Genomic DNA, 19,074 nt, shown 5'->3' on the forward strand with positions numbered 1-19,074 from the left:
CTATTTAACGGATGTTCCGGCGAGCGACACGCCTGAAACCGCTCGCCAGCGCAGCCAGTCAATCACAATAAAGACCGCCAGACTGACGCCCATTACCGGCAACGCCAGCCCCAGCAGGAGGCTTATCAGGAACGACACTCCCCTTCCCCACAGCGGCAATGCCAGCCAGCTTTGACAGAGCGTCTGTACCGGGTTCGCGGCTGACGTTGCAGGGCGACGCATCCACCACATCCGGTATCCCCAGATAATCAACACACACAGCGCAACGCCAAACGCGATGAGCAGCAGCTGATTTGCCAGACCAAACAGGATCCCCATATGGAAATCCACGCCCCAGCGGGTGAGTTTAGCCATCAGCGGGAAATCCCCGAAGCGAGTGCTGTCCAGCACCTTCAGTGAGTGGGGATCCACGGCAACGGCATCAACCTGCGTAGGCCAGCGGCGATCGATTTCCGTCACCGTCCAGGCCTGGTCGACCCTGCTTGCCGGACGGATCTCAACGTTGTTCGCATCAATCCCTGACTGGCGGGCGACCTGCAATACGTTGTCAAAAAGCGACAGTTTGACTGGCATTTCAGGCATCGTCATTCCCCCGTGATGACCACGATGTTCGGCGTGTTCATCCCTCATTTCCGGCGCACCGGAAAGGGTGGTGTTTACCTGCGGCGTCAGCCAGTTCATCTCTGCACGCAGCTTATCGACGTTGCCACCGGCCCATTGTGACCAGGTTAACCCGGTGACTGAGAACAGCAGCATTCCCGCCAGTAACGTCCAGCCTAAGATCACATGCAGGCGACGACGATTCTGGAAACGATTGTTAATACGGCGCTTCGGTCGGGTGTAGAACCACAGCGCGATCCCGCCCAGGGCAGCAACCCACATCCACGAGGCGGCTAACTCGCTATAGAGGCGCCCGATGTTGCCCAGCATCAGCGAGGTATGCAGATAATCGATAGTCTGACGCAGCGGTAAAATCCCGCTGGTGCCGTACACGGTCATATCCCCTCGAATCTCAAGGCTGGTGGGATCAATAAAAATAGCCCGATGCTCGGAGGGACCCAGCGCCGGGTCGGCAAACATCACGCGGGTCGTTTCGCCCTCTTCCAGCCCCGGACGAACAGCATGTAAACGCAGCGCTGAACCCACGGCCTTTTCCGCCACGGCAATTTGTTCAGCAAGAGGCTGCGCCTCACCCACGGCCTCCGTGTGGAGTGCATGATGGTACAGCGCATGTTCAAGCTGCGGCGTGGCGACGTACAGCGTTCCGGTCAGCGCTGCGAAGAAGATAAACGGACCGACAAACAGCCCGATATAGAAATGGAGGCGACGCAGCAGGTTTCCCCATGCCGCGCGCGGAGTGCAGGTAGTCATACTTTTCCTTTTTAAGGCAAAAAGTGAGTGATTTTGTTTTAAAGGGAGAAAGCAGACCGACGCGGCGGCGCGCGGGTATCGGGGTAAAGCCAGGGGAAAAAGTGCCAGTGGCTGACCGCCTGACGAGGCGGCTTCACGCGCAGCCGCTGCAACACCACGCTGAGCAGAACGATAAGCGCCAGCATCACGCCCGGCACATGCGCTAACAGCACGCAGTAGCCGCATGCTTCCGCATGGTCAACTGGCATGGAATGCGGCATATCACCATGATGCTCGTCCATCGACATCATGCTCATGTCGTGGTGCATGCCCGGCATGGCGCTCATGGGATCTTTTTGCAGCGAGACGGAGATCAGCGGCGCCACGACGATCAGCAGGATCGCAAACAGCGCGGTCAATGCCGCTGCGCGTTTCCAGCTATGCTGATGTAGTACGTTATCCACTTACCCTCCACCCAAGAGGCGAACATTGTAAATGATTTATGACGGAAGGGTTAACGCGAGAGGTGCGATGGGATAAAAAAAGGGCCAGCCTTTCGGCCAGCCCTTTCTAACAGGATGTCGCTTAAGCGAATCTTAGTTCAGACGCTCTTTAATACGAGCAGACTTACCAGTACGCTCACGCAGGTAGTACAGTTTAGCTTTACGTACAGCACCACGACGTTTAACAGCAATGCTGTCAACTACCGGAGAGTGAGTCTGGAAGACACGCTCAACGCCTTCGCCGTTGGAAATTTTACGAACAGTGAATGCAGAGTGCAGACCGCGGTTACGAATAGCGATAACCACGCCCTCGAATGCCTGCAGACGTTTTTTGGAACCTTCAACAACCCATACTTTCACTTCCACGGTGTCACCTGGACGGAAGGAAGGTACGTCCTGCTTCATCTGCTCTTGTTCAAGTTGCTTAATAATGTTGCTCATAATTTAATCTCTTATCCTGGGTAAACTGATATTCGGGTGCGTATTACGCATTCCCATCATGTTCATGCTGCTGGTGCACGTGTTCAGTTTTGAACTCGGCCAGCAACTTTGCTTGCTCTTCAGTCAGAGCCAGGTTTTCCAGAAGTTCAGGTCTTCTAAGCCAGGTTCGGCCCAGCGACTGCTTCAAACGCCAGCGACGTATCTCGGCATGGTTTCCAGACAGTAACACTGCCGGGACCTCCATCCCTTCTAACACTTCAGGACGAGTATAGTGTGGACAGTCCAGCAATCCATCGGCAAAGGAATCTTCCGTTGCCGAAGCTTCATGGCCCAGAACCCCCGGAATAAACCGGGCGACGGAGTCAATCAGCGTCATTGCCGGTAACTCACCACCGCTGAGAACGTAATCGCCGATAGACCATTCTTCGTCAATCTCGGTTTGAATTACACGCTCATCTATCCCTTCGTAGCGACCACAGACCAGAATCAGCTTTTGATTCGTCGCCAGTTCGCTCACGCCCGCTTGATCAAGCTTGCGTCCCTGAGGTGAAAGATAAATCACCTTCGCGCCTTCACCTGCCGCGGCTTTTGCTGTGTGAATGGCGTCCCGTAAGGGTTGCACCATCATCAACATCCCCGGTCCGCCGCCGTAAGGACGATCGTCCACGGTACGGTGCCGGTCGTGCGTGAAGTCACGAGGACTCCAGCTCTGGATGCTCAGCAGGCCATTCTTTACTGCCCGGCCAGTTACCCCGTAATCGGTAATCGCGCGGAACATTTCAGGAAACAGGCTAATTATGCCAATCCACATAGCGCCGTCTTTTACCGTTTATCCGGAGAATTTAAAAACCAGGATCCCAATCTACTTCAATGGTTTGAGTAGTGAGATCGACTTTCTTGATAACCTGTCCATCGAGGAACGGAACCAACCGCTCCTTGATGCCAAATGCATCTTTCAGGTTTGCCTTAATGACGAGAACGTCATTTGACCCGGTTTCCATCATGTCGATGACTTTCCCCAGGCTGTAGCCTTCAGTGGTCACTACCTGGCAACCCATAAGGTCTTTCCAGTAGTAGTCACCCTCTTCCAGCTGTGGCAACTGCGACGAATCCACGACAATTTCACAATTAGTCAGCGCATTCGCGGCATCACGATCGTCAATGCCTTTCAGCTTGATGATGATGTCCTGATTGTGGTGACGCCAGCTTTCCAGCTCGACCTCTTCCCACTTACCGGCTTTCTGGATAAACCAGGGCTGGTAATTAAAAATGCTATCAGCGTCTTCAGTGGAGGAAAACACTCTGAGCCAACCACGGATACCGTAGCAAGAACCCATTTTTCCCAATACGATCGGTTCAACAGGTGCTTTATTGCTCATCATGACCACCGTGACAGATTAAGCTGCTTTGTTTGCTGCTTTGATCAGCGTAGCAACGCGATCGGAAACAGTAGCGCCCTGGCCAACCCAGTGAGCGATACGATCCAGATCCAGACGAGTTTCTTCTTCTGCGCCAGCGGCCAGTGGGTTGAAGAAACCAACGCGCTCGATGAAGCGACCGTTGCGTGCATTACGGCTGTCAGTCACAACAACCTGGTAGAACGGACGCTTTTTAGCGCCGTGACGAGCTAAACGAATAGTTACCATAACATCCTCTTGTGTGAATAAAACAACCGGGCCCCATCGAGGAACGGAGCCCGGGTGTCATATTAAAAGCCCGAAAATTTTACTCATTTTCGGGCAAAAAGCAATCTCAAAAGCGATTAACGCCCAGGAAAACCGGGCGGCATCATGCCTTTCATGCCGCGCATCATCTTCGCCATGCCGCCTTTCTTCATTTTCTTCATCATGCGCTGCATGTCGTCGAACTGTTTCAGAAGGCGGTTAACGTCCTGCACCTGCATGCCGCAACCGGCTGCGATACGGCGTTTACGGGAACCTTTGATGATTTCTGGCTTCGCGCGCTCTTTCAGCGTCATCGAGTTGATGATGGCCTCCATACGCACCAGCACTTTGTCATCCATCTGGGATTTGACGTTGTCCGGGATCTGGCCCATGCCTGGCAGTTTGCCCATCAGGCTTGCCATGCCGCCCATGTTTTTCATCTGACGCAGCTGCTCAAGGAAGTCGGTCAGATCGAAACCGTCGCCCTTTTTCAGCTTGCTGGCGAGTTTTTCCGCCTGCGCGCGGTCAACCTTGCTTTCAATATCTTCGATCAGCGACAGCACGTCGCCCATGCCGAGGATACGGGAGGCAATACGATCCGGATGGAACGGCTCCAGCGCTTCGGTTTTCTCGCCCACGCCGAGGAACTTAATTGGCTTACCGGTAATATGGCGAATAGACAGCGCCGCACCGCCGCGGGCATCGCCGTCGACTTTGGTCAGCACCACGCCGGTTAACGGCAGGGCTTCGTTAAACGCCTTTGCGGTGTTCGCCGCATCCTGACCGGTCATGGCGTCAACAACAAACAGGGTCTCTACCGGATTGATAGAGGCATGCACCTGCTTGATTTCGTCCATCATCGCTTCGTCAACGTGCAGTCGACCGGCGGTATCCACCAGCAGCACGTCGTAGAATTTCAGCTTCGCCTCTTTCAGCGCCGCGTTAACGATATCGACAGGCTTCTGCGCCACGTCGGACGGGAAGAAGTCTACGCCAACCTGCTCGGCCAACGTTTCCAGCTGTTTGATCGCCGCCGGGCGATACACGTCCGCCGACACCACCAGCACCTTTTTCTTGTGCTTTTCGCGCAGGAATTTCCCCAGCTTACCGACACTGGTGGTTTTACCCGCACCTTGCAGACCCGCCATCAGCACGACGGCCGGCGGCTGAGCCGCCAGGTTAAGCACCTGGTTCTCTTCGCCCATCGCCGAAACCAGCTCGTTACGGACGATTTTGACGAACTCCTGACCCGGAGTCAGGCTCTTGTTCACTTCATGGCCAACCGCTTTCTCTTTCACGCGGTTGATAAAATCACGCACGACCGGCAACGCGACGTCTGCTTCCAGCAGCGCCATGCGCACTTCGCGCAGCGTTTCCTTGATGTTCTCTTCGGTGAGGCGTCCACGGCCGCTGATGTTGCGCAGCGTGCGCGACAAACGATCGGTTAAATTATCAAACATTGTCTCTCGCCTGGGGTAGAAACGTTAGGTCGCTTAAGCGACACATACACAGAATTTTGCCGGAGTATAACATGAAGGCGCCTTTGTTGTTATGCAACGGTTGGAGCAGGCGTCACGTAACGTTATACTGCTTCTCTTTCTTATTAAGACAACTGTCGACGCCTATATGCCTGTTTTCGCACTGATCGCCCTTGTTGCCTACTCTGTCAGCCTCGCGCTGATCATTCCTGGCCTGCTGCAAAAAAACAGCGGCTGGCGGCGCATGGCTATTCTTTCGGCAGTGATCGCACTGATTAGCCATGCGTTTGCGCTGGAATCACGCATCATTCCCGGCGACGGCAGCGTGCAAAATCTGAGCGTACTGAACGTCGGCTCGCTGGTCAGCCTGATGATCTGTACGGTCATGACCATTGTCGCGTCTAAAAACCGTGGCTGGCTGCTGCTGCCGATAGTCTACGCCTTTGCGCTGATCAACCTGGCGTTAGCCACGTTCATGCCCAATGAGTTTATTACTCACCTGGAAGCCACGCCGGGGATGCTGGTGCATATTGGCCTGTCGCTGTTCTCCTACGCGACGCTGATCATCGCCGCCCTTTACGCCATGCAGCTCGCCTGGATTGACTACCAGCTGAAAAATAAAAAGCTGGCGTTTAACCATGAAATGCCGCCGCTGATGGTGATTGAGCGTAAGATGTTCCACATCACCCAGGTCGGTGTGGTTCTGCTGACACTGACGCTGTGCACGGGCTTGTTTTATATGAAGAACCTGTTCAGCGTGGAGAATATCGATAAAGCGGTCCTCTCCATCATCGCGTGGTTTGTCTATATTGTCCTGTTATGGGGCCATTATCATGAAGGCTGGCGCGGTCGCCGCGTGGTCTGGTTCAACGTAGCGGGTGCGGGCATTCTCACGCTTGCCTATTTTGGTAGCCGCTTCATACAGCAATTTGCTGGCTAAGTAACAAAAGGAGTTCCCCCTGGAACACATCTCTACCACCACGCTGATCGTCATTCTGGTCATCATGGTGGTCATCTCCGCTTATTTCTCTGGCTCTGAAACCGGCATGATGACGCTGAACCGCTACCGGTTACGTCATCGCGCCAAGCAGGGTAACCGTGCCGCGCGTCGTGTCGAAAAGCTTCTGCGTAAGCCGGACCGGCTGATTAGCCTGGTGCTTATCGGTAACAACCTGGTCAATATTCTCGCCTCTGCACTGGGCACCATCGTCGGGATGCGTCTGTACGGCAACGCAGGCGTGGCGATTGCCACAGGTGTGCTCACGTTTGTGGTGCTGGTGTTTGCGGAAGTGCTGCCCAAAACCATCGCCGCGCTTTACCCGGAAAAAGTCGCCTACCCGAGCAGCTTCCTGTTAGCACCGCTGCTTATTCTGATGATGCCGCTGGTCTGGCTGCTGAATATGGTGACACGGGTGCTGATGCGCATGGTGGGTATAAAGGCAGACGTCACCATTAGTAGCGCGCTCAGCAAAGACGAACTGCGTACCATCGTGAATGAATCCCGCTCGCAGATCTCCCGCCGCAATCAGGACATGCTCCTGTCGGTGCTGGATCTGGAAAAGGTCAGCGTTGACGACATAATGGTGCCGCGCAATGAAATCGTCGGGATTGATATCAACGACGACTGGAAGGCCATTGTCCGCCAGCTGACGCACTCCCCGCACGGGCGTATCGTCCTCTATCGCGATTCCCTCGACGATGCCATCAGCATGCTGCGCGTGCGCGAAGCCTATCGTCTGATGACTGAGAAAAACGAGTTCACCAAAGAGGTGATGCTGCGCGCCGCCGACGAAATTTACTACGTGCCGGAAGGCACCCCACTCAGCACGCAGCTGGTGAAGTTCCAGCGAAACAAGAAGAAAGTCGGCCTGGTGGTGGATGAATACGGCGACATACAGGGGCTGGTGACGGTCGAAGATATTCTGGAAGAGATTGTCGGGGACTTTACCACGTCAATGTCGCCTTCCCTTGCGGAAGAGGTCACCCCGCAAAACGACGGGTCAGTGCTTATCGACGGCAGCGCCAACATTCGTGAAATCAATAAAGCGTTCAACTGGCATTTGCCGGAAGACGAAGCGCGGACGATGAACGGTATGATCCTGGAAGCGCTGGAAGAGATCCCGGCGGCAGGCACGCGCGTGCGCATTGAACAGTATGATATTGATATTCTGGACGTTCAGGACAACATGATTAAGCAGGTGAAGGTCCTGCCCGTTAAGCCTCTACGCGAAAGTATTGCCGAATAAAATGTAGGCCGGGTAAGGCGAACGCCGCCACCCGGCACTACAGGCAGCACGTTATGCTTTCGCTTTCGCCACGGTCACCATCGCAGCGCGAATAGTACGACCGTTCAGGGTATACCCTTTTTGCATCACGCCCAGCACGTTACCCGCGGTAACGTCTTCGGATTCAACCATCGCAATGGCCTGGTGAACGTTTGGATCCAGCGGTACATCCGTATCGGCAATCACTTCAACACCGAACTTACGCACCACATCCAGCATGGATTTCAGCGTCAGCTCAATGCCTTCAATCATCGCCGCGTTATCCGGGTTAGCTTTATCCGCCACTTCCAGCGCGCGATCCAGGCTGTCGATCACCGGAAGCAGTTCGTTGACGAATTTCTCCAGCGCAAATTTGTGCGCCTTTTCAACGTCCAGCTCGGTACGACGGCGCAGGTTTTCCATTTCCGCTTTGATACGCAGTACGCCATCGCGTTCGCGATTCTGCGCTTCTACCAACTGAGCTTCCAGGGTGGCAATTTTTTCATCGCGCGGGTCCACCTGCTCAGCAGACGTGTCTGGCTCTACTGCCTCAACTTCATCGTGCTGTTCCGTGATAATTTCTTCAGGGGCTTGCCCCTCAGGCGTTTTCTGTTCTTTACTACTCATGAATTTCTCCGCGTTTTTCTGCATTCATCTCGCTAACTTCGCTTATTATGGGGATCAGTTTCCTGGATTCAAGGGAACAAGGCAGATTGTCATCATTCATCAGGCACAAGGACCTCCAGAAAATGAATAATCATTTCAGGTGTATTGGGATCGTCGGCCATCCGCGTCACCCTACCGCATTGACGACACATGAAATGTTGTATCGCTGGCTGTGTGGTAAAGGCTATGAAGTGATGGTCGAGCAGCAGATCGCCCAGGAGTTGCAACTTAAAAGCGTCAGAACCGGCACGCTGGCGGAAATTGGCCAGCAGGCGGATCTCGCCGTGGTGGTCGGTGGCGACGGCAATATGCTGGGCGCGGCGCGAACGCTGGCTCGCTATGATATTAAGGTTATTGGTATTAACCGTGGCAATCTCGGTTTCCTGACCGACCTCGACCCGGACAATGCGCAGCAGCAGCTGGCGGACGTGCTGGAAGGCCACTATATCAGTGAAAAACGGTTTTTACTGGAAGCCCAGGTGTGTCAGCAAGACTGCCAGAAGCGCATCAGCACCGCCATTAACGAGGTGGTTCTCCATCCCGGTAAAGTGGCGCACATGATCGAGTTCGAAGTCTATATCGACGAAATATTCGCTTTCTCGCAGCGTTCTGACGGGCTGATTATTTCAACCCCGACGGGGTCAACTGCCTACTCGCTTTCAGCCGGAGGCCCAATCCTGACGCCATCGCTGGATGCCATTACTCTGGTGCCGATGTTCCCGCATACGCTCTCGGCGCGTCCGCTGGTGATCAACGGCGACAGTACCATCCGCCTGCGTTTTTCCCATCGCCGTAACGACCTGGAGATCAGCTGCGACAGTCAGATTGCGCTCCCCATTCAGGAAGGTGAAGATGTCCTCATTCGCCGCTGCGATTACCATCTGAACCTGATTCACCCGAAAGATTACAGCTATTTCAACACATTAAGCTCCAAGCTCGGCTGGTCAAAAAAATTGTTCTGATTTTGCATCCAGCACTTTACTGTATATAAAACCAGTTTATACTGTATACAAACACAGTTATGGTTTTTCATACAGGAAAACAATTATGCTGGCACAACTGACCATCAGCAACTTTGCCATTGTTCGTGAGCTTGAGATCGACTTCCATAGCGGAATGACGGCGATTACCGGTGAAACCGGTGCAGGTAAATCCATTGCCATTGATGCCCTCGGCTTGTGCCTCGGCGGTCGTGCAGAGGGGGATATGGTGCGCACAGGCGCCGCCCGTGCCGATCTCTGCGCCCGCTTCTCGTTGAAAGACACACCTGCCGCCCTGCGCTGGCTGGAAGCGAACCAGCTCGAAGACGGACGTGAGTGTTTACTTCGCCGCGTCATCAGCAGCGATGGCCGCTCCCGCGGTTTTATCAATGGTACAGCGGTTCCCCTCTCCCAGCTTCGCGAGCTGGGCCAGCTGCTCATCCAGATCCATGGTCAGCATGCGCACCAGCAGTTAATCAAACCCGAACAACAGAAAGCCCTGCTTGATGGCTACGCAGGTGAGTACGCGCTTACTCAACTCATGGCGGAGCACTATCGCCAGTGGCATCAAAGCTGCCGCGAACTTGCGCAGCATCAGCAGCAAAGCCAGGAGCGTACCGCGCGCGCCGAGCTGCTGGAATATCAGTTGAAAGAGCTGAACGAATTTAACCCACAGGTGGGTGAATTTGAGCAAATCGACGAAGAGTACAAGCGTCTGGCCAACAGCGGTCAGCTGCTTTCCACCAGCCAGACTGCCCTTAACATGCTGGCGGATGGCGAAGACGTGAATTTGCAGAGCCAACTGTATAACGTGCGTCAGCTTGTGACCGAACTGACCGGCATGGACAATAAACTTTCTGGCGTACTGGAAATGCTGGAAGAAGCCGCGATTCAGATTTCAGAAGCCGGGGATGAGCTGCGCCACTACTGTGAACGTCTGGATCTCGACCCGAACCGTCTGTTCGAGCTTGAGCAACGCATCTCCCGTCAGATTTCACTGGCGCGTAAGCATCACGTAACCCCGGAAGAGCTGCCGAATTACTATCAGTCTCTGCTGGAGGAACAGCAGCAGCTGGACGATCAGGCCGATTCCCTTGAAACCTTGTCTCTGGCGGTCAATCTGCATCATCAGCAGGCGCTGGAAACGGCGAAACGGCTGCATGACGTGCGGCAACACTATGCGCTGGAGCTTAGCCAGCACATTACCGACAGCATGCATACGCTGGCGATGCCGCATGGGGTGTTCACCATAGATGTTCGCTTTGAAGAGAATCACCTGACGGCGGAAGGCGCAGACCGCGTAGAATTCCGCGTCACCACCAACCCGGGCCAGCCTTTGCAGGCGATTTCGAAAGTGGCTTCCGGCGGTGAACTGTCGCGTATCGCCCTGGCCATTCAGGTGATTACCGCCCGTAAAATGGAAACCCCGGCGTTGATTTTCGATGAAGTGGATGTGGGGATCAGCGGCCCGACCGCGGCCGTTGTCGGCAAACTGCTGCGTCAGTTGGGTGAATCGACACAGGTCATGTGTGTGACTCACCTGCCGCAGGTCGCCGGTTGTGGTCATCACCACTTTATCGTCAGCAAGGAAACCGATGGCGAAATGACGGAAACGCACATGAAGCCGCTGGATAAACGCTCACGCTTGCAGGAGCTGGCACGCCTGCTCGGCGGCAGTGAAGTCACCCGCAATACGCTTGCGAATGCGAAAGAACTGCTGGCGGCATAAACTTTTTCGGGATCTCAGGGTCATACAGAACAACAAAAACGCCGCCAGACCGGTTTCAAAGTGGGGCAAGGTCTATTATCATCGGCATATTACATATGAGCCGCGTACTGCTCGGGCCCGAAAAGGAATCAAATCACTATGCGCTGTAAAACGCTGACCGCTGCCGCAGCGGTTCTTCTGATGTTGACCGCAGGCTGTTCCACTCTGGAGAAAGTGGTTTACCGTCCTGACATCAACCAGGGGAACTACCTTACCCCTAACGATGTGTCCAAAATCCGCGTGGGTATGACACAACAGCAGGTCGCTTATGCCCTGGGAACCCCGATGATGTCCGATCCGTTCGGCACAAACACCTGGTTCTATGTATTCCGCCAGCAGCCTGGTCATGAAGATGTGACCCAGCAAACCCTGACGCTGACCTTCAGCAGTGCCGGCGTGCTGACCAACATCGACAACAAGCCTGCCCTGACCAAATAATCAGGCGTCAGCAACGCAAAAAGGTGCTCATTGAGCACCTTTTTTGTATCTGAATTCTTACGCAGAATCGTAGTCCCGGTAAGCGAAGCGCCACCGGGGGAGAAAGCGCTACTTACCCGATTTCTCCGCTCGCTGACGGCGCAGCTCTTTCGGGTCAGCAATCAGCGGGCGATAAATCTCAACCCGATCGCCATCCTTCAGCGCATCAGCAAGCTTTACCGGACGGCTATAAATGCCGACTTTATTCTTCGCCAGGTCAATATCACGGCGAAGTTCAAGGATGCCGGAGGCCCGGATAGCCGCCTCAACGGTGGCGCCCTCTTCAAGCGTCACGCGCTGCAAATACTGCTTCTCCGGCAGCGCATACACCACCTCAACAGCAATCTTATGCGACACTGTAAACCTCTTTGGCGCGGGTGGTGAACGCCTGAACCATATTCGAGGCCAGCTCTTTAAAAATACGGCCAAACGCCAGTTCGATCAGCTTATTGGTAAATTCAAAATCCAGATGAAACTCAATGCGGCAGGCGTCAGCGCTCAGTGGCGTAAACTTCCACCCACCCATCAGTTTTTTAAACGGACCATCCACCAGATGCATCAAAATACTCTGATTGCTCGTCAGGGTATTGCGCGTGGTGAACGTTTTGCTGATCCCCGCTTTGGAGACATCCACGGCCGCAGTCATCTGCGTCGGGCCGGATTCCAGCACCCGGCTACCGGTGCATCCCGGAATAAATTCCGGATAGGACTGAACGTCGTTCACTAACTGATACATTTGTTCCGCGCTGTAGGGAACAAGCGCGGTACGGCTAATCTGAGGCATAGCATTTTCCATGGTCACACAACAGACAAATAATAACATTTATCACCTGTTAAAAAAACGCTAAGCCTTATCTCGTGCTAAGATAGCGCGTTAGACCTCACAGGACGCAATGAGGTGACTTTTTAAAATCAGATTACCGACGGCTTTACGACACTTATGACGAAGAAAAAAGCACATAAACCTGGTTCGGCGACCATTGCGCTTAACAAGCGTGCTCGCCACGAGTATTTCATCGAAGAAGAATTCGAGGCCGGCCTTGCGTTGCAGGGCTGGGAAGTAAAATCGCTGCGTGCCGGGAAAGCCAATATCGGCGACAGCTACGTGATCCTGAAAGACGGTGAGGCCTTCCTGTTCGGCGCGAACTTTACGCCGCTGACCGTCGCCTCTTCACATTACGTCTGCGATCCTACCCGCACCCGTAAGCTGCTGCTGAACAAGCGCGAACTGGAATCCCTCTACGGACGCATCAACCGCGAAGGCTTCACCGTGGTGGCGCTCTCTTTGTACTGGAAAAATGCCTGGTGCAAAGTGAAAATCGGCGTGGCGAAAGGTAAGAAGCAGCACGACAAGCGTACTGACCTGAAAGCACGCGAGTGGCAGCTCGACAAAGCACGTATCATGAAAAACGCAGGACGTTGATTCTGCGCACTTATTGTACTATTCAATAAGTTAGCGTTTCGGGCTGGTGTCGAGGAAGTAAAATCTGGTATACTGAGTTCAACACTATTGGGGCTGATTCTGGATTCGACGGGATTTGCGAAACCCAAGGTGCATGCCGAGGGGCGGTTTGCCTCGTTAAAAGCCGCAAAAAAATAGTCGCAAACGACGAAAACTACGCTTTAGCAGCTTAATAACCTGCTAAGAGCCCTCTCTCCCTAGCTTCCGCTCTTAAGACGGGGATCAAAGAGAGGTCAAACCCAAAAGAGATCGCGTGGAAACCCTGCCTGGGGTTGAAGCGTTAAAACTAATCAGGCTAGTTCGTCAGTGGCGTGTTTGTCCGCAGCTGGCGTGCGAATGTAAAGACAAACTAAGCATGTAGTACCGAGGATGTAGAAATTTCGGACGCGGGTTCAACTCCCGCCAGCTCCACCAAAATTCTCCATCGGTGATTACCAGAGTCATCCGATGAAGTCCTAAGAGCCCGCACGGCGCAAGCCCTGCGGGCTTTTTTGTGTCTGCAATTTGTCCCGCGAAGTCCGAAGTGAACTAATTAAATCCGAACCTTTTAGGCACCTTGTTAGGCACCTCATAAAGCTATATTGTTTTTGAGGTGCCTAAAACTATGGAAACCCGGCAATGGCAAGACAAACTAAACCTCTCTCCGTTAAGGAAATCGAATCTGCCAAACCCAAGGAAGCGGACTATGTGCTCTATGATGGCGATGGCCTTGAGCTACTGATCAAATCCAGCGGGAGTAAAATCTGGCAATTTCGCTACATTCGCCCCATTACCAAAAAGCGAGCGAAAAAGAGTATTGGACCCTACCCGTCAGTTACGCTTGCCGATGCGCGAAGCTATCGGGCAGAATCACGTTCTCTCCTTGCGAAACAAATCGATCCTCAGGAACATCAGCAAGAACAACTGCGTAGTTCGCTTGAAGCCAAAACCAATACTTTCCAGCTCGTTGCGGAACGTTGGTGGAATGTGAAGAAAGCCAGTGTTACCGAGGACTATGCAGCGGACATTTGGCGATCTCTTGAAAGAGATGTTTTTCCTGCGATTGGTGACGTCAGCGTTACAGATATCAAAGCTCATACTTTGGTTCAGGCCGTGCAACCGGTTCAGGCCAGAGGAGCACTGGAAACTGTTCGCCGCCTGTGCCAGCGCATTAATGAGGTCATGATCTATGCCCAAAACACGGGGCTAATTGATGCGGTTCCTAGTGTCAATATTGGAAAGGCATTCGAGAAGCCGCAGAAGAAAAACATGCCCAGCATTCGTCCCGATCAGTTGCCTCAGCTGATGCAGACAATGCGAACAGCTAGCATTAGCCTTTCAACACGATGCCTGTTCATGTGGCAACTTCTTACCATTACCCGCCCTGCCGAAGCGGCTGAAGCCCGTTGGGAAGAGGTAGACATGGAAGCACGAGAATGGAAGATCCCTGCATCACGTATGAAAATGAACCGTGACCATACAGTTCCTTTGTCAGATGAGGCAATAGCTGTTTTAGAAATGATGAAGCCGTTAAGTGGCAATCGGGAATTCATATTTCCCAGCCGTATCAAACCTAACCAGCCAATGAATAGTCAGACGGTTAACGCATCACTCAAGCGTGCGGGCTTTGGCGGAGTGCTGGTTTCGCATGGCCTGCGATCTATCGCCAGTACGGCCCTTAACGAGCAAGGCTTCCCACCAGATGTGATTGAAGCAGCACTTGCTCATGTGGACAAGAATGAGGTGCGTCGTGCGTATAACCGCAGCGACTATCTTGAACAACGTCGCCCCATGATGCAATGGTGGGCGGATTTTGTAAAAGCCGCAGATAAAGGTATTTTATCCACAAATGGCGTTCAAAACCTGCGATTGGTTATTTAACTTTCAATCGATTGCGCCTGATAGGGCGCAAAACTTATAATTTTTTTGGCTTAAGAACTTTTTCATTCAAAGCTGTACCAAGCTCAACATTTTTCTTACCCCATAGCTGTATCTTACTTACTAGATTTTCTTCTTTTAAATCAATAAAGTTATTGTGTTTTTTTTGTTCCTCAATGAACAACCAAAGTGGTCGCTCAATTGCTTCTGCGGCATCAGTCCAGCGCTTCCATCCTCCCACGGCTTGAGGAGTAATTTGCAGTAATCGAATAGCCTCTTCTATTATTGGATTATAGACTTCCGCCTTGGTAGCCCCACCTTTCGCTGCGGCCTTAACTCTCACTTTATGGATTTTTCTCTCTTCATCAATAAGCTCACAGCACATACATGCGCCAGAACACTCATGCAGCAACGTGAGAGCGACATTTAGAGCCTGAATCGATCGCCGTTTGTCATAATTCCAGGCTGCTTTAGCCCATTGATACTCAATACCTGCCAGCAAGAGATTCAATCTGAAATTTTCATTCAGCCCTTTGATCCACCCATTAGCACGCAAGTGCGAAAGCTCAATATCTAACCGAGGCCTACACTTAACAATCGCATCGTCGCACATTGAGTAGTTACTCAACGCCTGACTCAAGAAATCACTAACTATCTGATTGTTATCATCTAATAAAGAAAGCTCATCTAGAATTTTATCACCAGCAGGCCATTTGTCTGATTTAATTTCTTGCTGCAAGCCATCACGCATTCTTACGTATTGCTCACAAATCATACCAAAACACCAGTTCAAATCATCCATATATTAATCAACCAGTTATCTGCATATGCCGTAAAAAAACTTTTTTATGGCAGCTATATTTTTTCACATGTTCGTAGAAGTTAACCTCAATCTCGTTCAAAACCAAACGATAAAGAGGAAGCCAAGATGATCACATCCAATGTAAGAATTTTACGTTTAAACACGATTGTCATTAAAACTGGCATAGCCAGATCCACCATTTACGACTGGCTAAACCCAAAATCACCAAGATACGACTCTTCTTTTCCTAAGCCACGGAGGCTTGGAAAGCAGTCTGTAGGCTGGCTTGAGTCAGAAATTGACGAATGGATCATTGAACGCGCTCAGGCCTCAAATGAAGCTTAATTTTTTATTACTCACAGGTTAAGAGGGAAAGTTATGTCACAGCGTATCACATACAGTACACCTAACAATACAACGGTTGAAACTCTCAGAAAATACAGCCGTTTAAAAAAATGCTCATTATCAGCTGTAATTTCATTGGCAACGGATGCCGTCGCGCCAGTTTTAGAAAAAATAATATCACATTATGATGAAGCTAATGAAATTGAAAACAATCTCTTTCAAGCTTGTTTCTTTTCCAAGAATAGACCAGTACGTAGCATACCTGTCAGGTCGCAAGAAGAGTATTACCTTGCCATTTGGAATACTTACATCAAATATAACATCGACAACCTTGACCACAATCTTTATAAACACAACTTGCCTAACAGAAGGATTGGGGAGAATGAGAAAAAAAAGATAATTGAAAATCAAGAAGGAATCATAGACAAATACAATGCTAAGAAAGGAATATTCATTTATTTAGACAGAAGGATCAACTATGCTCACAAGTTATCAGCTGGGTACTCAAACCTAATATTAATTAAAGAAACATCTTATGAAGATGTTTCCTTTGACTTCAGCAAAATGATTATCGCTCCTATATTAGACCTAATAACATTAGGAATAGATGAAACTGTCCGTCGAAAAAACGACAACAAACCTGTGCAGTGCATCTGCTGGATTCCAGTTTATTATATAAACAACAAGGCATTAATGATACCAGTAGTTCATGAGGACGATGTTTCTGCCTCAACGAAAAATGGAGGTAAAATCATTATTGTTGAACCATTCAAAGACGAAGTAAAAATGTAATTAATGATACCAATTTTATGTTTTTTTGGATAAATACATAACCCTACTAAATCGCTAAACTTAATAATGACACCAATATTAAGCAAAGCAGGGTACATTGCATAATGAAACACTAAGAACCCAACTTTCAATCACCTATGAGATTTTTATAGAAAACATGAAACTTCACATAAACAAATTGGTTAAAGCAGCAGGTCGCCCACAAGGTAGTAAATATTATAATTATATCCAACTAGCAAAGAAACGGGGTCTCACGCAGTCACAGACTGCAAAACATTTATGCATAAGTATTTCGACAGTGAAAAGAAATTGGGATGGTGCCGTAATAGATTAGCTTATTCTAACTAATTGCAGAGTAACTTCCACACAGTCATCACAGGCTGGGACTAACTTCATCTCAATTTTAGGTGTAGGTAAAGGTATTATAAGGGCCATATACCCTTGCTACTTATTAAGAGTTAGATAAGAGATATATTACGTGTCAGAACAGGATAGTATGTCCGTACTAATGTCTGATACCAGAATATACTCTTAACTCAGAATAAGTATAGCCCTGCATGTGTGACAACAACCAATACGGCCCCTGACAGACCGTAGGATCAACCACATAGGTTTATATTATGAACACATACTTAGGATCTCATGGATTACATAACGCAGACAATCTGGATAGAATACTTGAGGTGCTCGGCTATGCCACCGAACAATATACCAGCATTATGGCTGTGCGTGTTGATTTCCATTATCCTCCGATACTTGATAACGGAGATACCATCGGCTGTTTCATTAATCGTGAGCCTGGGGCAATATCTCGATCCATCAACTCACTAAAAGAGATACTTAAAAACAGTGAGCGTCGTAGGAGGCGTAACGGTGTCAGAGTTCATCCCAATACTCTGCGTGATGTATGGGCTAAGGAATTCAGCCAATCAGGGAAATGCCACTTCCACGTTTGCTTTTTATTCAACGAACAGGCTTACAACAAACTAGGCGATTATAATATCGACACCAGCTTACGCATGATGATCACCAGAGCCTGGTACAGTGCATTAGGATTGGAGCTGGAGGACTACCCAGGGCTGGTTCACTTCCCTGATAACTGCCGGTATATCTTGGACCGAAACTCAGCAGATTATATCTATGAGTACGGGGAGCTGATCCAACGTCTGGGCTATCTGACCAAACTTGACAGCAAAATTTACGAAGAAGGTGAACGCAATTTCGGCGGTAGTCACAAATAGTCATATGGGCAAGCCTTCCCAATCGGGAAGGCCTTTTTCACGTTAGGGATAAGTGATATGTCCTACAATCGCGCAGATGAGTCGATAATCGCTAACGTAGAAGATCTCCGGATTTTCAGTATCTTGCTCGCCGATAAAGAATACCCATGCTTTATCTTTCAGCCCCTTGCCTTTGGCTTCTATTGCCTCGGTACGGGCAGCCTCCAGCTCTTTACGAACCACGGTACGCTTGGCTTTTGACCAGCTAGCCCAATTGATGTAGATCTGGTAGCTTCGGGTAGGTTTAGGTTTACCTGACTCATCTTCCCCCCATTCACCAGACAAGGGAATGATGAGGTTTTCATCATTTTCAGTAAATTTATTCCAGAGCAGTGGTGCATAAAAGACCTTCGGCTCAGGGTAAGGTTGAACCTCATTCCGGAGCTTTTTAAATGCCGTCATGTAGATTTGGCCACTGATTCCGGGAACGTTAAGCGACATTCCCCGGTCATGCGGGAAACGGATGAAGGCACGGCAAATATTGCGAATAGCATTCACTTGACGCCGGGATTGTCGTTCGGGTGAATTACCTTCACCAGATTGTGAGGATGCTGAACGTGTCGAACTGGATTTACTTTCATCACCAGCGATACCTGGTTCAACAACCGGGCGCTGTTCAATCAACTTTAATCCTGAAGGCATTAAACCCGGAGCACTATCCAGTATGTTGCGGACACTCGCCTTCTGGCCTTGGCGAATTACTGTACTTTCAGCATCAGCATCACATTCATGATGATGTTGAATATGTCGTTTCTTTTTAAAATAGGCTCTGACTTTTTTATCTTTTTCCCATGCAGCAGGATGCATGGTTATACCACACCCCCAGCACACATAGCCTTCAGTATCAACGCTATCAAGCAACCACAGGTCCTCTGCTTCTACAATCTCACGGGTATGTTTATCACGTGCAGACTCCATTACTTTCTCCTTGTTAGGCTTTTAACC

Annotated in this window: 22 protein-coding genes and 1 other RNA gene; 11 read left to right on the top strand and 12 right to left on the bottom strand. The window is 50.7% G+C overall.

The genetic code is table 11. The features are described from left to right. The 7 genes from ACJTMZ_RS08500 to ffh all read right to left on the bottom strand — a co-directional run bounded on the left by ACJTMZ_RS08500 (position 1) and on the right by ffh (position 5,418). A complete protein-coding gene (locus ACJTMZ_RS08500) occupies positions 1–1,371 on the bottom strand; it encodes a PepSY domain-containing protein (protein ID WP_017382957.1) in 1,371 nt (456 codons plus the stop codon). 38 nt (positions 1,372–1,409) lie between these two features. Next, complete coding sequence (locus ACJTMZ_RS08505; RefSeq protein WP_017382958.1) at positions 1,410–1,814, bottom strand: DUF2946 domain-containing protein; 405 nt, start codon at positions 1,812–1,814, stop codon at positions 1,410–1,412. Between the two features lie 132 nt (positions 1,815–1,946). Beyond that, positions 1,947–2,294: a 50S ribosomal protein L19 gene (gene rplS / locus ACJTMZ_RS08510; RefSeq protein WP_002914145.1), complete on the bottom strand. Its 348-nt coding sequence runs from the start codon at positions 2,292–2,294 to the stop codon at positions 1,947–1,949. A gap of 43 nt (positions 2,295–2,337) precedes the next feature. Beyond that, positions 2,338–3,105, bottom strand: coding sequence for a tRNA (guanosine(37)-N1)-methyltransferase TrmD (trmD, locus tag ACJTMZ_RS08515; protein ID WP_015571574.1), 768 nt, complete (start codon positions 3,103–3,105; stop codon positions 2,338–2,340). Between the two features lie 31 nt (positions 3,106–3,136). After that, positions 3,137–3,676, bottom strand: a complete 540-nt coding sequence (gene rimM / locus ACJTMZ_RS08520; RefSeq protein WP_015571575.1) for a ribosome maturation factor RimM — start codon at positions 3,674–3,676, stop codon at positions 3,137–3,139. Positions 3,677–3,691: 15 nt separating this feature from the next. Beyond that, on the bottom strand, positions 3,692–3,940 hold the full coding sequence (gene rpsP / locus ACJTMZ_RS08525; protein ID WP_003863133.1) for a 30S ribosomal protein S16: 249 nt from the start codon (positions 3,938–3,940) through the stop codon (positions 3,692–3,694). A gap of 116 nt (positions 3,941–4,056) precedes the next feature. After that, a complete protein-coding gene (ffh, locus tag ACJTMZ_RS08530) occupies positions 4,057–5,418 on the bottom strand; it encodes a signal recognition particle protein (RefSeq protein ID WP_003863132.1) in 1,362 nt (453 codons plus the stop codon). A 166-nt stretch (positions 5,419–5,584) separates the two neighbouring features. Here ffh and ACJTMZ_RS08535 point away from each other — a divergent pair, with 166 nt between their 5' ends. Next, a complete protein-coding gene (locus tag ACJTMZ_RS08535; protein ID WP_014832951.1) occupies positions 5,585–6,376 on the top strand; it encodes an inner membrane protein YpjD in 792 nt (263 codons plus the stop codon). Positions 6,377–6,395: 19 nt separating this feature from the next. Beyond that, on the top strand, positions 6,396–7,682 hold the full coding sequence (locus ACJTMZ_RS08540) for an HlyC/CorC family transporter (protein ID WP_026094274.1): 1,287 nt from the start codon (positions 6,396–6,398) through the stop codon (positions 7,680–7,682). 51 nt (positions 7,683–7,733) lie between these two features. On the opposite strand, the gene grpE is transcribed toward ACJTMZ_RS08540, so the two are convergent. Beyond that, positions 7,734–8,327 (bottom strand): nucleotide exchange factor GrpE, encoded by a 594-nt coding sequence (grpE, locus tag ACJTMZ_RS08545; protein WP_252010932.1) that lies wholly within the window; start codon positions 8,325–8,327, stop codon positions 7,734–7,736. 122 nt (positions 8,328–8,449) lie between these two features. Here grpE and nadK point away from each other — a divergent pair, with 122 nt between their 5' ends. The 3 genes from nadK to bamE all read left to right on the top strand — a co-directional run bounded on the left by nadK (position 8,450) and on the right by bamE (position 11,552). After that, complete coding sequence (gene nadK / locus ACJTMZ_RS08550; RefSeq protein WP_017383004.1) at positions 8,450–9,328, top strand: NAD(+) kinase; 879 nt, start codon at positions 8,450–8,452, stop codon at positions 9,326–9,328. Positions 9,329–9,413: 85 nt separating this feature from the next. Continuing rightward, positions 9,414–11,075: a DNA repair protein RecN gene (recN, locus tag ACJTMZ_RS08555; protein WP_086523996.1), complete on the top strand. Its 1,662-nt coding sequence runs from the start codon at positions 9,414–9,416 to the stop codon at positions 11,073–11,075. Positions 11,076–11,213: 138 nt separating this feature from the next. Then, entirely contained in the window at positions 11,214–11,552 is a 339-nt protein-coding gene (bamE, locus tag ACJTMZ_RS08560; RefSeq protein WP_003863121.1) for an outer membrane protein assembly factor BamE, read from the top strand. Positions 11,553–11,660: 108 nt separating this feature from the next. Here the strand turns inward: bamE and ACJTMZ_RS08565 are convergent, their stop codons facing one another. Beyond that, positions 11,661–11,948, bottom strand: a complete 288-nt coding sequence (locus ACJTMZ_RS08565) for an RnfH family protein (RefSeq protein ID WP_045340478.1) — start codon at positions 11,946–11,948, stop codon at positions 11,661–11,663. Then, positions 11,938–12,375, bottom strand: a complete 438-nt coding sequence (locus ACJTMZ_RS08570; protein ID WP_003863117.1) for a type II toxin-antitoxin system RatA family toxin — start codon at positions 12,373–12,375, stop codon at positions 11,938–11,940. The genes ACJTMZ_RS08565 and ACJTMZ_RS08570 overlap by 11 nt, the downstream gene beginning before the upstream one ends. 156 nt (positions 12,376–12,531) lie before the next feature. On the opposite strand from ACJTMZ_RS08570, the gene smpB reads away from it, so the two are divergent. From smpB to ACJTMZ_RS08585, 3 genes are all read left to right on the top strand, one after another. Continuing rightward, positions 12,532–13,014 carry an SsrA-binding protein SmpB gene (gene smpB, locus ACJTMZ_RS08575; RefSeq protein ID WP_003863115.1) on the top strand — a complete coding sequence of 161 codons (483 nt, stop codon included), beginning with the start codon at positions 12,532–12,534 and terminating at the stop codon, positions 13,012–13,014. Between the two features lie 89 nt (positions 13,015–13,103). Then, positions 13,104–13,467, top strand: a transfer-messenger RNA (tmRNA) gene (gene ssrA / locus ACJTMZ_RS08580). Between the two features lie 204 nt (positions 13,468–13,671). After that, positions 13,672–14,913 (top strand): integrase, encoded by a 1,242-nt coding sequence (locus tag ACJTMZ_RS08585; protein WP_338319426.1) that lies wholly within the window; start codon positions 13,672–13,674, stop codon positions 14,911–14,913. Between the two features lie 34 nt (positions 14,914–14,947). Here ACJTMZ_RS08585 and ACJTMZ_RS08590 read toward each other — a convergent pair whose 3' ends face one another. After that, positions 14,948–15,712, bottom strand: coding sequence for a hypothetical protein (locus ACJTMZ_RS08590; RefSeq protein ID WP_338319425.1), 765 nt, complete (start codon positions 15,710–15,712; stop codon positions 14,948–14,950). A gap of 126 nt (positions 15,713–15,838) precedes the next feature. Here ACJTMZ_RS08590 and ACJTMZ_RS08595 point away from each other — a divergent pair, with 126 nt between their 5' ends. The 3 genes from ACJTMZ_RS08595 (at position 15,839) to ACJTMZ_RS08605 (ending at position 18,090) form a co-directional block, all read left to right on the top strand. Next, positions 15,839–16,057 carry an AlpA family phage regulatory protein gene (locus ACJTMZ_RS08595; RefSeq protein WP_338319424.1) on the top strand — a complete coding sequence of 73 codons (219 nt, stop codon included), beginning with the start codon at positions 15,839–15,841 and terminating at the stop codon, positions 16,055–16,057. Positions 16,058–16,090: 33 nt separating this feature from the next. Continuing rightward, entirely contained in the window at positions 16,091–16,849 is a 759-nt protein-coding gene (locus ACJTMZ_RS08600; protein WP_408626901.1) for a hypothetical protein, read from the top strand. A gap of 620 nt (positions 16,850–17,469) precedes the next feature. Next, the gene (locus tag ACJTMZ_RS08605) at positions 17,470–18,090 is read left to right on the top strand and encodes an inovirus Gp2 family protein (protein ID WP_408626902.1); all 621 of its coding nucleotides are present in this window, start codon (positions 17,470–17,472) and stop codon (positions 18,088–18,090) included. Between the two features lie 42 nt (positions 18,091–18,132). On the opposite strand, the gene ACJTMZ_RS08610 is transcribed toward ACJTMZ_RS08605, so the two are convergent. Continuing rightward, complete coding sequence (locus ACJTMZ_RS08610) at positions 18,133–19,047, bottom strand: hypothetical protein (protein ID WP_408626903.1); 915 nt, start codon at positions 19,045–19,047, stop codon at positions 18,133–18,135. Positions 19,048–19,074 lie beyond the last annotated feature (27 nt).

Source organism: Enterobacter sp. DN, from assembly GCF_046054285.1.
Classification (GTDB): domain Bacteria; phylum Pseudomonadota; class Gammaproteobacteria; order Enterobacterales; family Enterobacteriaceae; genus Enterobacter; species Enterobacter hormaechei_C.

Coding starts and splice junctions, on each gene's coding strand:
- ACJTMZ_RS08500 (WP_017382957.1), bottom strand. CDS start 1,371: ATGACTACCTGCACTCCGCGCGCGGCATGGGGAAACCTGCTGCGTCGC.
- rplS (WP_002914145.1), bottom strand. CDS start 2,294: ATGAGCAACATTATTAAGCAACTTGAACAAGAGCAGATGAAGCAGGAC.
- trmD (WP_015571574.1), bottom strand. CDS start 3,105: ATGTGGATTGGCATAATTAGCCTGTTTCCTGAAATGTTCCGCGCGATT.
- rimM (WP_015571575.1), bottom strand. CDS start 3,676: ATGATGAGCAATAAAGCACCTGTTGAACCGATCGTATTGGGAAAAATG.
- rpsP (WP_003863133.1), bottom strand. CDS start 3,940: ATGGTAACTATTCGTTTAGCTCGTCACGGCGCTAAAAAGCGTCCGTTC.
- ffh (WP_003863132.1), bottom strand. CDS start 5,418: ATGTTTGATAATTTAACCGATCGTTTGTCGCGCACGCTGCGCAACATC.
- ACJTMZ_RS08535 (WP_014832951.1), top strand. CDS start 5,585: ATGCCTGTTTTCGCACTGATCGCCCTTGTTGCCTACTCTGTCAGCCTC.
- grpE (WP_252010932.1), bottom strand. CDS start 8,327: ATGAGTAGTAAAGAACAGAAAACGCCTGAGGGGCAAGCCCCTGAAGAA.
- nadK (WP_017383004.1), top strand. CDS start 8,450: ATGAATAATCATTTCAGGTGTATTGGGATCGTCGGCCATCCGCGTCAC.
- recN (WP_086523996.1), top strand. CDS start 9,414: ATGCTGGCACAACTGACCATCAGCAACTTTGCCATTGTTCGTGAGCTT.
- bamE (WP_003863121.1), top strand. CDS start 11,214: ATGCGCTGTAAAACGCTGACCGCTGCCGCAGCGGTTCTTCTGATGTTG.
- ACJTMZ_RS08570 (WP_003863117.1), bottom strand. CDS start 12,375: ATGCCTCAGATTAGCCGTACCGCGCTTGTTCCCTACAGCGCGGAACAA.
- smpB (WP_003863115.1), top strand. CDS start 12,532: ATGACGAAGAAAAAAGCACATAAACCTGGTTCGGCGACCATTGCGCTT.
- ACJTMZ_RS08585 (WP_338319426.1), top strand. CDS start 13,672: ATGGCAAGACAAACTAAACCTCTCTCCGTTAAGGAAATCGAATCTGCC.
- ACJTMZ_RS08590 (WP_338319425.1), bottom strand. CDS start 15,712: ATGGATGATTTGAACTGGTGTTTTGGTATGATTTGTGAGCAATACGTA.
- ACJTMZ_RS08595 (WP_338319424.1), top strand. CDS start 15,839: ATGATCACATCCAATGTAAGAATTTTACGTTTAAACACGATTGTCATT.
- ACJTMZ_RS08600 (WP_408626901.1), top strand. CDS start 16,091: ATGTCACAGCGTATCACATACAGTACACCTAACAATACAACGGTTGAA.
- ACJTMZ_RS08605 (WP_408626902.1), top strand. CDS start 17,470: ATGAACACATACTTAGGATCTCATGGATTACATAACGCAGACAATCTG.
- ACJTMZ_RS08610 (WP_408626903.1), bottom strand. CDS start 19,047: ATGGAGTCTGCACGTGATAAACATACCCGTGAGATTGTAGAAGCAGAG.